This window comes from Novosphingobium album (ex Hu et al. 2023) (genome assembly GCF_022832385.1).
Taxonomy (GTDB): domain Bacteria; phylum Pseudomonadota; class Alphaproteobacteria; order Sphingomonadales; family Sphingomonadaceae; genus Novosphingobium; species Novosphingobium album.
The window spans coordinates 16,407-29,122 of record NZ_JALHLE010000033.1 but is presented as its reverse complement, the minus strand read 5'-3'; the positions used below and the strand labels follow the sequence as shown (position 1 = coordinate 29,122).

11 protein-coding genes are annotated in these 12,716 nt (G+C 64.4%); 6 read left to right on the top strand and 5 right to left on the bottom strand.

Features of this window, described 5'->3' with window-relative positions:
• The 3 genes from MTR64_RS17655 to MTR64_RS17645 all read right to left on the bottom strand — a co-directional run bounded on the left by MTR64_RS17655 (position 1) and on the right by MTR64_RS17645 (position 5,149).
• On the bottom strand, positions 1 to 2,199 hold the full coding sequence (locus MTR64_RS17655; RefSeq protein ID WP_243995822.1) for an EAL domain-containing protein: 2,199 nt from the start codon (positions 2,197 to 2,199) through the stop codon (positions 1 to 3).
• A gap of 185 nt (positions 2,200 to 2,384) precedes the next feature.
• Complete coding sequence (locus MTR64_RS17650; protein WP_243995821.1) at positions 2,385 to 4,484, bottom strand: molybdopterin-containing oxidoreductase family protein; 2,100 nt, start codon at positions 4,482 to 4,484, stop codon at positions 2,385 to 2,387.
• 101 nt (positions 4,485 to 4,585) lie between these two features.
• Complete coding sequence (locus MTR64_RS17645; protein ID WP_243995820.1) at positions 4,586 to 5,149, bottom strand: TetR/AcrR family transcriptional regulator; 564 nt, start codon at positions 5,147 to 5,149, stop codon at positions 4,586 to 4,588.
• Between the two features lie 107 nt (positions 5,150 to 5,256).
• On the opposite strand from MTR64_RS17645, the gene MTR64_RS17640 reads away from it, so the two are divergent.
• From MTR64_RS17640 to dut, 5 genes are read left to right on the top strand one after another with little or no spacing between them, the layout of a single operon-like run.
• Entirely contained in the window at positions 5,257 to 5,988 is a 732-nt protein-coding gene (locus MTR64_RS17640; protein WP_243995819.1) for a class I SAM-dependent methyltransferase, read from the top strand.
• 10 nt (positions 5,989 to 5,998) lie between these two features.
• Positions 5,999 to 7,564: a 2-polyprenylphenol 6-hydroxylase gene (gene ubiB, locus MTR64_RS17635; protein WP_243995818.1), complete on the top strand. Its 1,566-nt coding sequence runs from the start codon at positions 5,999 to 6,001 to the stop codon at positions 7,562 to 7,564.
• A complete protein-coding gene (locus MTR64_RS17630; protein ID WP_243995817.1) occupies positions 7,531 to 8,742 on the top strand; it encodes a hypothetical protein in 1,212 nt (403 codons plus the stop codon). The genes ubiB and MTR64_RS17630 overlap by 34 nt, the downstream gene beginning before the upstream one ends.
• Before the next feature lie 37 nt (positions 8,743 to 8,779).
• Positions 8,780 to 10,396 carry a phosphopantothenoylcysteine decarboxylase gene (locus tag MTR64_RS17625; protein WP_243995816.1) on the top strand — a complete coding sequence of 539 codons (1,617 nt, stop codon included), beginning with the start codon at positions 8,780 to 8,782 and terminating at the stop codon, positions 10,394 to 10,396.
• Positions 10,380 to 10,850 carry a dUTP diphosphatase gene (dut, locus tag MTR64_RS17620; protein ID WP_243995815.1) on the top strand — a complete coding sequence of 157 codons (471 nt, stop codon included), beginning with the start codon at positions 10,380 to 10,382 and terminating at the stop codon, positions 10,848 to 10,850. The genes MTR64_RS17625 and dut overlap by 17 nt, the downstream gene beginning before the upstream one ends.
• 9 nt (positions 10,851 to 10,859) lie before the next feature.
• Here the strand turns inward: dut and MTR64_RS17615 are convergent, their stop codons facing one another.
• Together MTR64_RS17615 and MTR64_RS17610 are read right to left on the bottom strand one after the other, a co-directional pair.
• The gene (locus MTR64_RS17615; protein ID WP_243995814.1) at positions 10,860 to 11,021 is read right to left on the bottom strand and encodes a hypothetical protein; all 162 of its coding nucleotides are present in this window, start codon (positions 11,019 to 11,021) and stop codon (positions 10,860 to 10,862) included.
• Positions 11,022 to 11,157: 136 nt separating this feature from the next.
• Positions 11,158 to 11,832, bottom strand: coding sequence for a DUF4136 domain-containing protein (locus MTR64_RS17610; protein ID WP_419144959.1), 675 nt, complete (start codon positions 11,830 to 11,832; stop codon positions 11,158 to 11,160).
• A 202-nt stretch (positions 11,833 to 12,034) separates the two neighbouring features.
• Here MTR64_RS17610 and MTR64_RS17605 point away from each other — a divergent pair, with 202 nt between their 5' ends.
• Positions 12,035 to 12,691, top strand: a complete 657-nt coding sequence (locus MTR64_RS17605; protein ID WP_243995813.1) for an MOSC domain-containing protein — start codon at positions 12,035 to 12,037, stop codon at positions 12,689 to 12,691.
• Positions 12,692 to 12,716: the final 25 nt, after the last annotated feature.

Genomic DNA, 12,716 nt, shown 5'->3' with positions numbered 1-12,716 from the left:
TCAGGCGAGGCGGCGTTGCGGTGCCCCGGTTTCGACCAGCGCGGCAATCTGGCTGGCCGGCATCGGGGCGCCGGTCAGAAACCCCTGGAATTTGGTGCAACCGGCCCTTGTCAGCAGTTGTCGTTGTTCCTCTGTCTCCACACCTTCGGCAATGACGCCGAGATTGAAGGACTTGGCCAGCCTTACGATCGCACTCACAAGGGCGTTGACTTCTTCGCTCTTGCCAAGGTCGCATACGAAGCTGCGGTCGATCTTGATCTTGTCGACGCGGAAGCGGTGGAGCAGGCTGAGGCTGGAATACCCGGTTCCGAAATCGTCAAGAACGATGGAAAAGCCAAGCCGCCGCAAAATGTCGAAGTTTTCCGCTGTTGCTGGCCCGTCGCCCAGCAGCGCGGTTTCAGTCAGTTCTATTTCGTAGCGGGAGGGATCGATTCCGGTTCTCGCCGCCAGCTGCATGACCTGCGCTGCATAGCCCGGTGTGCGCATCTGTATGGCCGAGACGTTGATCGCCACGCGCACGTGTTGCCAATCTGCGGTTTCCTCAAAGACGCGGCGCATCACCAATTTGCCGATCGCCATGATCAGCCCGGCTTCCTCCGCCAGTGGAATGAATGTCGCCGGTGAGATTTCGCCGAGCTCCGGATGAGACCAGCGCAGCAACGCTTCCACCGCGGGGACATTTCCTTCCGCAGTGACCTGGGGCTGATAGACCATGTGGAAGGTGTCGTTCGTCAGCGATGCGCGAAGGCTATGCTCGAGAGCCCGGCGGGTCCGGAAGGCGTCCTCCATTCCGGGTTCGAAGAAAGTCACGCGGCCTTTGCCGCTGGCCTTTGACTGGTACAGCGCCAGGTCGGCTCGTCGCAGGATGACGGATGGGTCGGTCCCGCTCTCCTCGACCAGTACGCCACCGATCGAACAGCCGACATCGATCTTGCCATATTCGCCCTGTACGGGCTGCATGATCGTGTCCAGGCAGCGGCAGGCCAGTTCCTCGGCTGCCTGGCGGTCCTCCACCGGACAGGCCAGAATGAACTCGTCGCCGCCGAGCCTGGCTATGAGCGCGTTGCCGGTTGCCGCAGATGCAGCCTGCAGGCGCTCGGCCAGCGTTTTCAGCAGGCGGTCGCCCGCCGGATGGCCCAGAGTGTCGTTCACTTCCTTGAAGCGATCCAGATCGACGGCCAGCACGGCCAGTCTGGGTTCGCTGCCGCCGGCCGAGGCCAGCAGCCGGGGCAGCCGTTCGAACAACAGCGCGCGGTTGGGCACACCAGTGAGCTGATCATGGTAACCCAGATGCTTGGCCTGCTCCTCGCTGAGGATCAGTTCATCGACGATCATCCCGCAACGCCGGATGAGGACCCACCCGGCAAAGGCCAGAAGCACAAGCGCCGCCAGCAAGGGCCACTTGAGCTGTTCAAGCAGCAGAACGCCCGGCCGCCGCGGTGTCCAGGCCAGTGCCGCGATTTCGGTGCCGGAAGAAGACCTCAGCCGGAAATGGGCTTTGCCCGACAACAGGCTGAAAGCCTGCCCATCATGGACGCTTAAATCGGTTGGCACGATTTCCAGATCGTCGACAAGATAGCGCGACGCGAACGTGCGCAGCATCGGCTGGTCAATCGGCATTGCCGTAACGGCTACTGGCGCCCGGGGGCCTTTGGGCAGAATTCGCCCGAAGTCCGGCTGGATCAGGGTTGCGATCATGATGTAGACCGTGTCCCCGATCCGGACGAGTCCGCTGGACTGGATGGGTTTGGTAACGGTCTCTCCGGCGACAGCCACCCGTGTGATCGGCGGGCGGGCGGCTTCGGCCTTGCGGACCGGCACAAGCAGCCCGGCGGTGATGCCTGCGAATGGCCGGAATGCCCGCGTGCTGGCATGTTTGCCGTTCACGGAAGCATATATGACGCGGTTCGCACCATCGACGAAGAAGGTGTGTGTGACGCCGTTGAAGGTGTACAACTGCGAGCCGAAATTGGCATCGGCGAATTTGGTGTCAAAGCGGTGGTCCAGCTTTTCGATCGCGTCATCCCAGTCTGACTGGGGCACGAGAGCTTTTTCGTACTGTTCGACCAGCCGCTGGAAGCCTTGTTCCACCATGTTCTCTTCGCGCTGCGAAGCGGTCCAGTCGAAGCATACGATAAGGAACGCGGCGAGCAGGATGAGCAGAACAAGTGTACCGAACGTCATGCTGGCGACGGGCACCAGCAAGCGGCGGCGGTGTGTCCTCCCTGCAATGTCAGGCTTGACGTTCAAAAGGACCGGACCCTGCTTTTATCCCAGTCTGCAGGCAGACTGCGGTAGCCTTCCGGTCTAGCGGGATGTGGCTAAGGAAACGCTAAGGTCTGCAACGGACGAACACGGTTCTGGAGGTAACGAAACGTCCAGAATCAGGCGGGTTCGATCTCGATGGGCACGGCGCTGTAGAGCGCCATGCCGCCCAGCGGGTCCATGTCGTGCGTGCTGGTCAGGTTGTTGACGTTGGCGTCGCGGTGGCCGTGCGGGATCGAGCAGACGCCCGGCCGCATCGTCGGATCGAGTTTCGCGGTCACCGTGATTTCGCCAGACTTGTTGGATACGCGGACCTGTTGCCCGTCGGCGATGCCGTGTTCAGCAGCGGTGTCGGGGTGGATCAGGCAATCGGCTATCTCGCCGAGGAAGCCCATCTGGCCGTTGAACTTCCTGCGCTGGCGGCGCGAGGTGTAGACCAGTGGCTTCGGCTTGCCGAGTTGCGCCTCGTCCTCCGTGCGGAACTGCCGCCATTGTGCTTCCAGCTCGTCCGGCACGAGTTCCCAGCCGCCATTGCGTTCGAAGAACCGGTCGACCCACGGCGCGGGCAGTTCGCGCGGGAATTCGACCACGCGCTTTTCCTTGAGTTCCTCCCACGAACAGCGGGCATGGGTGAGCAGCATCGACTGCATCAGCTCGTCGTTTTCGTCGCTGTGTTCGGTGGGCACGTGGTTGGGCAGCGGCAGATCGGCGCGGCGCATGAACTGCGAAATTACCCACCAGGCGGAGCGCCGCTCGCCCTGCGGTTTGACCAGCGCCGGAGCGTACTGGAGGTTCACGCTCCAGTTGAGCGTGTCCCAGCGGGTGAACTCGTTGCGCTCCACGGTGTTCTTGGTGGGCAGGATGTGCGTGCAGTATTCGCTGAGCTCGTTGTGGGTGATCTCAGTGCTGACCAGCAGGTCGAGCTTGGGGAGCGCGGCGTGCAACGCGTTCGTATCGGGGAATGAGCGGAACAGGTGGCCGCCGAAATTGAACAGCGCGTGCATGTAGCCCTGCTCGATCTCCTGCGGCAGCACCGCGCAGGGCCAGTCACCAAGGATGCCCTTCACGTCCGGCCGTACGTGTGAGCCGGGGGTGAAGGCGCTTTCCAGCAAGGGCAAGTGGTCCACGAACTGGTCGAACGGGAAAATCGCGCCGGGATGGATCCACAAGCCGCCCTTCACGTTCATCGATCCGGTCAGGATCATGATCAGCCAGGCGAACCAGACTGTCAGGTTGCCGCCGGGTGACATGCCGGTTCCGGTGCCGGTCTCGATCGCCACGATTTTGCGGCGGCGGATCGCATCGAGCAGGTCCTGCAGCTGTTCCTCGGGCACGCCTGCGATTTCTGCGGCCTTTGCGCGGTCATAGTCCGCCAGCAGACCGCGCAGCCGGTCGAGGTTCTTCACCGGCTGGCGCGGATCGAGGGGGCCGTCGGCGAGGATCTCGCGCACGACCCAGGCGAGCACCGCATAGTCGCGGCCGGGATAGGCGGCGATGTGGCCTTTCGCGAAATCGGCGGTCTCGGTGCGGACCGGGTCGATCACCCAGACTTCACCCCCGCGCTTGTTGATCGCCTTCAGCCAGTTGCCCGGCTTGAACATGCCGGTGTTGTGCGCGTGGCTGACCATCGGGTTTGTGCCGACGTAAAGCACCATCTGGCAGTTGTCGTAATCGGTCTTGGGATTGATGCCGTAGAACTTCGCCATGGCGCCAGCGATCATCACCTTGGCAGTGGTGTCGTTGGTCAGCGGAGTGAACTTGGGTGGGGTTCCCAACGCGGCGTAGAACGCCTCTTCCATGGAATAGCCGGCCGAATCGAGCCCGAGCCCGCTGCCGAAATACATGCCCACCGAATCCGGCCCATGCGCGTCGATCACCTTGCGCAGTCGCGCGCCGATATCGTCTAGCGCCTCGTCCCACGAGACTTCGACGAGCTTGCCGTTCTTGCGCATGAGCGGGTTCGTGATGGCGTTGTCGAGGTGATGGAGCTGGCCGGTGGCGCGGCCCTTGGGGCAGCTGTAGCCCTGCGTGATCGGGTGCCGGGTGTCGGCCTTGACCTTGAGGATCTTCTCGTCGTTGGCGACTTCGGCGACGAGGCCGCAGCTGGTCATACAGACCTTGCAGTATGTTCGCTTCAGCTCGACGCGGTCGCCCTCTTCGAGTGGGATCGGAACGGGCTGCGCTTCAATGCTGCCAAATTCGCTCGACCGGGTTGCCATGGTCCTTGCCTCTCCTCTGCACCCCGGTCCGGATCGTGGCCGGACCATAAGTGTACACTTGTACCAATTATCACGAGGGCCGGGCGCGAGGCAAGCGGGGCTTATCCTGCGGGCGCGTCACCCTCATCGACAATCGCCTGCAGCGACCGGGCGAACCAGCGCACCGTCTCGGATGGCACGTCGCCGGTGCGTAAGTGCCGGGTCTGGATGGTGAAGCCGTTCATCAGGGCGAGCATCGCGAGTGCCCGCGTTTCCGCTTCGGGCGGGCCGAGCCATTCCGCGAGCGAGCGCAAAACGATCTGCTGCGTCACTTTCTGTGCGATGGCGCGCGACTCCGGGTCGGCGATCGCCAGCACCATCATTGCCGGGATGCGGGCTTCCTCGTCGCCGATTACCAGACGGGCCATTTCCTCGCCGAAATTTTCCTTGGACCGCACAAAGAACCCTTGCGCATAGAGCGCGCGGACCAATGATTCCTCGAACAGTGTGGCCTTGGTGCCGAAGTAGCGCACCACGAGAGAGGTGGCCACGCCAGCGCGCTCCGCCACCTCGCGAATGCCGGTCTTTGCGTATCCCTGCGAGGAGTACAGCTCGAACGCGGCCTCGAGTATTCGCGCCTGCGTCTTTGCGGGGTTCCGCCGCCTGGGTTCGCGCTTTTCGTCCATGGCCAAGGCTTAAGAGGCCGTGCCCACCCCGGCAAGTTCGCATGGGTGGCGGATCAACTGCCGTATCTCCCTTTGCGCCGGGCGCGAATCCGCCTAAAGCCCCGCGCATGAGCGAAACCGTTTCCTTCGGCTATGAAGAGGTCGACGCCGGCGAAAAGGAGCAGCGCGTCGGCGCGGTCTTCTCCTCCGTCGCGCGCAAGTACGACGTGATGAACGATGCCATGTCGGCCGGCATGCACCGTCTGTGGAAGGACAAGTTCGTGCGCCGGGTGAAGCCGCGCGAGGGCGAGCAGATCCTCGACATGGCGGGCGGGACCGGTGACATCGCTTTTCGCATGGAAAAGCACGGCGCATCGATCACGGTGTCGGACATCAATCAGGACATGCTCGACGTCGGCATCGAACGCGCGATGGAGCGGGGCATCGATGGTCTCGTCTGGTCGCGCCAGAATGCCGAGGAGCTGAGCTTTCCGGCCCGTTTCTTCGATGCCTATACGATCGCTTTCGGCATCCGTAACGTCACGCATATCGACAAGGCGCTGGCCGAGGCGTTTCGCGTGCTGAAGTATGGCGGGCGCTTCTTCTGCCTCGAATTTTCGACCACTGAATGGCCGGGCTTCAAGGAAGTCTACGACAGCTATTCGCACAAGCTGGTGCCGAAGATCGGCCAGATGATCGCCGGCGACGCGGACTCCTATCGCTACCTGATCGAATCGATCCGCCGCTTTCCGCCGATGCCCGAATTCGAGGCGATGATCCGCAATGCCGGGTTCAGGCACACGAAAGTCGAGCCGATCATGGGCGGACTGGTGGCGATTCACTCGGGCTGGAAGGTCTGAGCTACTCGTCGTGACGCGGCCCATCACTCATATCGCCCGGCTCGTGAAATGGGGCCGTGTGCTGGCGCGGCACGGCGCCCTGCGCGGCATCGAGAATGACCGTAATGCACCGGCACCGGTCAAGCGGCTGTGCCGGATCGCCCGGTTCGGCGCGCGGCAGGGGGCGGAACCCGATTATGCCGGCGCGTTTCAGGAGATCGGCCCGGCGGCGATCAAGCTTGGGCAGGCGCTGGCGACCCGGCCCGACCTTGTCGGCGAAGGCCCTGCGCGCAACTTGCTGACCTTGCAGGACAGCCTGCCGCCGGTTCCTTTTGCGCAGATCCGCGCCGTGATCGAGGACAGCTTCGGCAAGCCGATCGAAGCGCTGTTCGAAAGCATCGAGGAGCAGCCCATCGGCGCGGCCTCGATCGCCCAGGTCCACCGCGCGGTGACGACGGACGGAAAGCAGGTCGCCGTCAAGGTGCTGCGACCGCGCATTCGCGAGACGTTCGCGCGCGATGTCGAGACCTACGAGTGGGCGGCGGCTCACCTCGAAGTGCTGGGCGGCGAGGCGCAGCGCCTGCGCCCGCGCGCGGTGGTCGACAATCTTAAGCGCTGGACCTTGCGCGAGCTCGATCTGCGGCGCGAGGCCGCTTCCGCTTCGGAACTGGCCGAGGCGATGAAGGGCATTCACGGTTACCACGTTCCCGGCATCGACTGGGACCGCACTACCGGCTCCGTGCTCACCGTCGAATGGGTCGACGGGGTCAAGATGAGCGACCTCGATGCCCTGCGCGCGGCGGGGCACGACCTGTCGGCGCTCGCCCGCAAGCTGGTGCTGACGTTCCTGACACAGGCGATCTCGAGCGGCTTCTTTCATGCCGACATGCACCAGGGCAACCTGTTCGTGCAGGCCGACGGCACCATCGTCGCCATCGATTTCGGCATCATGGGCCGGATCAACCGGCAGGCGCGGCTGTGGCTGGCTGAGATCCTCTATGGCCTTACCACGGGCAACTACCGCCGCGTGGCCGAGATCCATTTCGAGGCGCAGTACGTGCCGAGCTATCACAACCTCGACGAGTTCGCGACGGCGTTGCGCGCGGTGGGCGAACCGATGCGGGGCAAGCCGGTGTCGGAACTGTCGGTCGGCCAGATGCTCGACGGGCTGTTCGCGATCACCCGCGATTTCGACATGCAGGTGCAGCCGCACCTGCTGCTGCTGCAGAAGACCATGGTCATGGTCGAAGGGCTGGCGACCGCGCTCGATCCGGACATCAACATGTGGGATGTCGCGAGCCCCTTCGTGAAGGACTGGATCCGCGACGAACTCGGCCCGGAAGCGATGATCGTCGACCGGCTGCGCGAGGATATCGGCACGCTGGCTCGCCTGCCCGCGCTGGTGCGGCGGATCGAGGAGAAGTTCCCGCCGAAGGGCGGCGCGCCGGAGCAGGCGCCGTTGCCCGATATTGACCTGATTCTCGGTCTCGGCGGTCCGCGTAAACGTCAAAGTAACCACTGGGTGGGTTATGGTGCAGCAGCAATCCTGGGGGGTGCTGTCGCATGGGCGTTCACGTACTGGAGTTTCCTGAGTTAGCGGAAGGGGGCGCGGCAACCGCGCCTGCCGCCGAGGTGGAAACCGGACGGTTCGCTCACTGGACTCCCGGTCTCGCCCGCGCTGTGCTGGCCGCGCTTGTACTGCTGTTGCTGGCATCGGCGGTTGTTCCGGTCGCCAAATCCGGCAGCCGCTCACCTTGGCAAGGGCCTGTCGAAGGACCTGTTTCCACCGCAGCCAATGCCGGGATTCCGGCCAAGCCCTATGACGAGGACATCGCGCTCTACGAAGAGGCGATCGACCGCATCGCGCATGGGGCGAACTATTACGATTTCATCGTGCCCGCGCAGCGCGCGCGCGATTATCCGGTCAACCCCGGGCTTGCCGTGCGCCTTCCAACGCTGGCCTATCTCGACGCCTGGCTTGGCACTCCCGGCCAGATCGCGGCGGCGCTGGCGCTGATGCTGGGCATTGTCGCGGCCTGGTGGCGACGGTTCGGGGAGGAGGGTGTCGCTCCGCGCCTGCGCCGCGTCGCGACGGCAATGGTCTTCGTCGCAGCGTCGCTGGGACTCAACCGTCATTATTTTCCCTTGCATGAGTTGTGGGCGGGCGGGCTGATCGCGCTTTCGTTCGGCCTGCACCGTATCGGCTCGAACGGACAGGACGGGCGCTGGGCGGGCGCGTTCTGCGCGGCAGCGCTGGCGCTGGCCATTCGCGAGCATACCCTGCCCTTCGTGCTGCTCATGGCGGCCACGGCGCTATGGTATCGCAACTGGCGCGAAGCGGCGGCGTGGTCGGCGCTGGTGGCTGTGTTCTTTGCGGCGATGGCGGTGCATCTCTCGCTGATTGCGCGTGATGTGCTGCCCTCCGATCCGCATTCCGCGTCCTGGCTGGTGTTGCGCGGCCTGCCGGGCTGGCTCGCTAATGTCGTCCAATCGAGCAACTTGCGCTGGCTGCCCCATTTTCTCGCCGGTCCCGCCGTGGTGCTGATAACGTTCGGCTGGCTCGGGATGAAGGGGCCGGGCGGTCTGTTCGGGTTCCTGCTGAGCGCGGGCTATGGCGTGGCCTTCATGCTCGCCGGGCGCTGGGACAATTTCTACTGGGGCGCGATGATAGCCCCGGCCATGTTCGCGGGCATCGTATTTGCGCCTCGCGCGCTTTCGGAACTGGCGTTTGCGGTACGATTGCCGGTTCGCTCGCCGGTTGCTGCCGTAAATTAATTGCGTGACCATGCCTGCTGTTGCACAAGCCTCGAACATGAGTGGACCTCGCATTCTTCTGGTCGTGGGTGGCGGCATTGCTGCCTACAAGGCCTGTGAACTCGTCCGGACCATCCGCAAGGAAGGGGGGGAGGTCACGTGCGTGGTGACCGAGGGGGGCACCAGGTTCGTCACCCCCATGGCGCTTGCCGCGCTGTCCGAAAATCCTGTCTATACCACCCTGTGGGACCTCAAGAACGAGGCCGAGATGGGCCATATCCAGCTCAGCCGTCAGGCAGATCTGGTGGTGGTCTGCCCGGCAACGGCGGATCTTCTGGCCAAGATGGCGTCGGGCATTGCCGACGATCTGGCGACGACGATGCTGCTGGCGACCGACAAGCCGGTGATGGCCGTGCCGGCGATGAACGTGCGTATGTGGCAGCACGCAGCGACCATGCGCAACGTGCAGGTGCTGCGCGATGCCGGTGTCGACGTGATTGAACCCGACGAGGGCACCATGGCCTGCGGCGAGTTCGGTCCCGGCCGCCTGCCCGATCCCGTCGCCATCTGGCAGCGCATTGCCTGGGTGCTGGGCATCGGGCCGGTAGAAGTGGCACCGCTTCCGGGGAGCGCGCCGGAGCCCGAACCGTATCCGGGGCTTCCGCACACCCGCCGTCTGCCGGAACCAGAGCCCCGTCCGGAGGCGTGGCAGCCGCAGTTCCAGGAGCCGGATCCCGAACCGGCCGCGCCCGAAGGCATGGGAATGGGCGGTCTTTCCGGCTCGATGATCTCGCGCGGGCTGCAACGCGCGAAGAAGGCGATCACGTTCGGGCATGACGATCCGGCTGCCCTGTCTCAGCAGCAGGATGCGCCTGCTCCCGCGGGATCGCTGCTGATTGCGAAAAAGGGGGGGGCCCGTGGTGCGCCGCCCACCGATCCGGCCGCGATCAACCATCAGGTCTCGCGCCACGCCGAGGCGGTCACGCCGGAACCATATGGACATGTCCCGGCCGGTACCGTGCCCGTGGATGGACCGCTGGCCGGGCGCCATGTGCTGGTGACCGCCGGTCCTACCTGGGAGCCGATCGATCCGGTGCGCTACATCGCCAATCGCTCATCCGGCAAGCAGGGTTTCGCGATTGCCGCAGCCGCTGCGCAGGCTGGCGCGCGGGTCACCTTGGTGGCCGGGCCGGTCCACCTGCCGACGCCTCCGGGCGTGGAACGGGTCGACGTCGAAAGTGCGCTCCAGATGGCGGAGGCGGTGAAGCGCGCATTGCCGGCGGATATCGCCGTGATGGTGGCGGCCGTGGCCGACTGGCGCACGGCCAGCATCGCCAGGGAAAAAATCAAGAAGCGCGGCTCGGCTCCGCCCGCGCTTTTGCTTACCGAGAATCCCGACATTCTCGCCACGGTCGCGTCCCGGCCCGACCGGCCACCGCTGCTGATCGGCTTTGCCGCCGAGACCGAGCACGTGGTCGCCCATGCCAAGGAAAAGCGCAAGCGCAAGGGCGCCGACTGGATCATTGCCAACGATGTTTCGGGTGATGTCATGGGCGGCGATGCCAATGCGGTCCACATCGTGCGCGGCGACGACGTGATCTCACTTCCCGAAATGCCCAAGGAGGATGTCGCGCGCATCCTCGTCGAAAGGATGGCCGATGCATTCGCCCGTTGAAGTCCCGGTCCCGATCAAGGTCCTGCCCCACGGCGAGGGGCTTGCCCTACCTGTCTATGCGACCGAAGGCGCGGCGGGCATGGACGTGGTCTCGGCCGAGGATGTGACGATTGCCCCCGGCGCGCGTCATGCCGTGGCGACCGGGCTGGCCGTGGCGATTCCCTATGGTTTCGAAATCCAGGTCCGCCCACGTTCGGGCCTTGCGCTCAAGCACGGCATCACCGTGCCCAATACGCCGGGAACGATCGATTCGGACTATCGCGGCGAGTTGAAAGTCATCCTCATCAACCACGGAGCGGAGGCCTTCGATATCCGCCGGGGGGATCGCGTGGCGCAGCTTGTGCTGGCGCCGGTGACGCGCGCCAGCTGGCTGCCGGTCGAGGAACTGGACGAGACGGCGCGTGGCGAGGGTGGCTTCGGTTCGACCGGCGGCGTGGTTTCGCTCGGGAGCTGAGCCTGCGTCTCAGTCGTCGTGCTTGCCTTTTCGGTGCTTGCGCCGCCGCAGGCCCCACCATCCTGCACCCCCCAGTCCGCCCACGACCATCACGGCCTTCGCCAGCAGTGAGAATGTGGAAGAGAGCGCCCCTACGGTCACGCCCCAGAAGAGCTGTGACAGGATGGCCATGAAGGTGTTCAAAAGCGGCTAGCCCCCGTTACCGGCGTAAGAAGGGGCGGTACGAGAAAGGGCGGGCCCGTGCGATCTCTCGCCGGACCCGCCCCTCGGTGTCTCCCTCTCTTTCGCAGGAGGGGAGCCAGTCACGTCACTTCTTTTCCGGTGCCACGGTAATGCGCACGGTCTCACCCGAGTTCCCGGGGAATCCGGTGAACATCGATTCGACAAGGTTGGGAACCAGATACTGCAGGCGGTTTGAGGTGGAGACCGCCTCGGCCTTGCCTTCGAAGACGCGCTCGCCGTCTGCCGCGCGGTCGATCTTGAGCGAAATGCCGCTGGTGTAGACAGTGTAGCTATCGATGCCGTTGTCGAAGAACGGATCGTACCAGCCGTAGTTCCAGGGACCACCCCAAGGCCCGAAACGGCTCGGGCGGTAGAAGCCATAGGGGTTGTAACCGTACCATGGGCCCCAGTAAGGCGACATGGCGCTGGTGGTGCGCACGCGCTCGCGGCCATTGTCGACGCCGTAGTCGAACCGCACGATCAGGCTGGCCTTGGCCGGGTCTTCGACAGGGGTGTAGCCAAGCTTTGCCAGACGGTCCTGCACAAGGCCGGCATATTGCGCGAACTCAAGTCCGCCCGAGAGCTTGGGATCTTCGGCGACCACGGCGAAAGTCTGGCCGGCCGGGGCGGGAAGCTGAGACTGGAAGCGCGAAACGTCGGCCTTGAACGGCGCGGCGCATGCGGCGAGGGCCATGAGCAGCATGGCGGCGGCGGCAAGCCGGAGCCTGCCGAAATACGCGTTCGAATGGTCTTTGTTCATTAATTCGCTCCACGAACTTGAAGGGGCCCGTCACCCTCCCGGCGCTGACCTTCGATTGCTGGCGATACTGCCGTAATTTCAACGTCCTGAATAGCGGTTGAATGGTGGACAGTGTGCGATCGGCTGATGGGCCGGTTCACCCGCGAGTCAGAACGGTGCCATGGCTTGAACGGCTGCCTCCAATGTAGGAAACATGCAGGCCATGACGAGTCCTGTCCCCATCCTATCCGTGCAGTGCGGTAAGGTCCGAAGCTTTCAGGGGCCTGACAACCCCAGTGCAATTGCCAAATCCCCGGCAGAGGGGCCTGTGCGCGTGCATCGTCTTGGTCTCGACGGCGACGAGCAGGCGGACCTGCGGGTGCACGGAGGCCCGGACAAGGCGATACACCATTATCCGCACGATCATTATGCGTTCTGGCGCGGCGTGCTCGGCGAGCATCCGCTGCTCGCGCAATACGGCGCCTTCGGTGAGAACATTGCGACTGAGGGCATGACCGAAGAGACCGTGTGCCTGGGCGACCGCTACCGGCTCGGCAGCGCGCTGGTCGAGGTCAGCCAGGGCCGCCAGCCCTGCTGGAAACTCGATCACCGCTTTGACGGCCAGCCGGTCAATGCGCGCATGGTGAAGGCTCGCATCGCAGGCTGGTACTATCGCGTGCTGGAAGAAGGCGCGGTCGCAGCAGGAGACACGATCGCACTGATCGACCGTCCCCACGCACAATGGACGATTGCACGCGCGTTCGGCCTGCTGATCGCCGGAGACCACAAGCGCGACCGTGAGGGGCTGGAGGCGCTGGGTGAAGTCGCAATGCTGGCGGAACCCTGGGCGAAACGCCGCGAGCAGCTGCTGGGAACCTAGTCCGGCAAAGTGCCATCGAATCTGC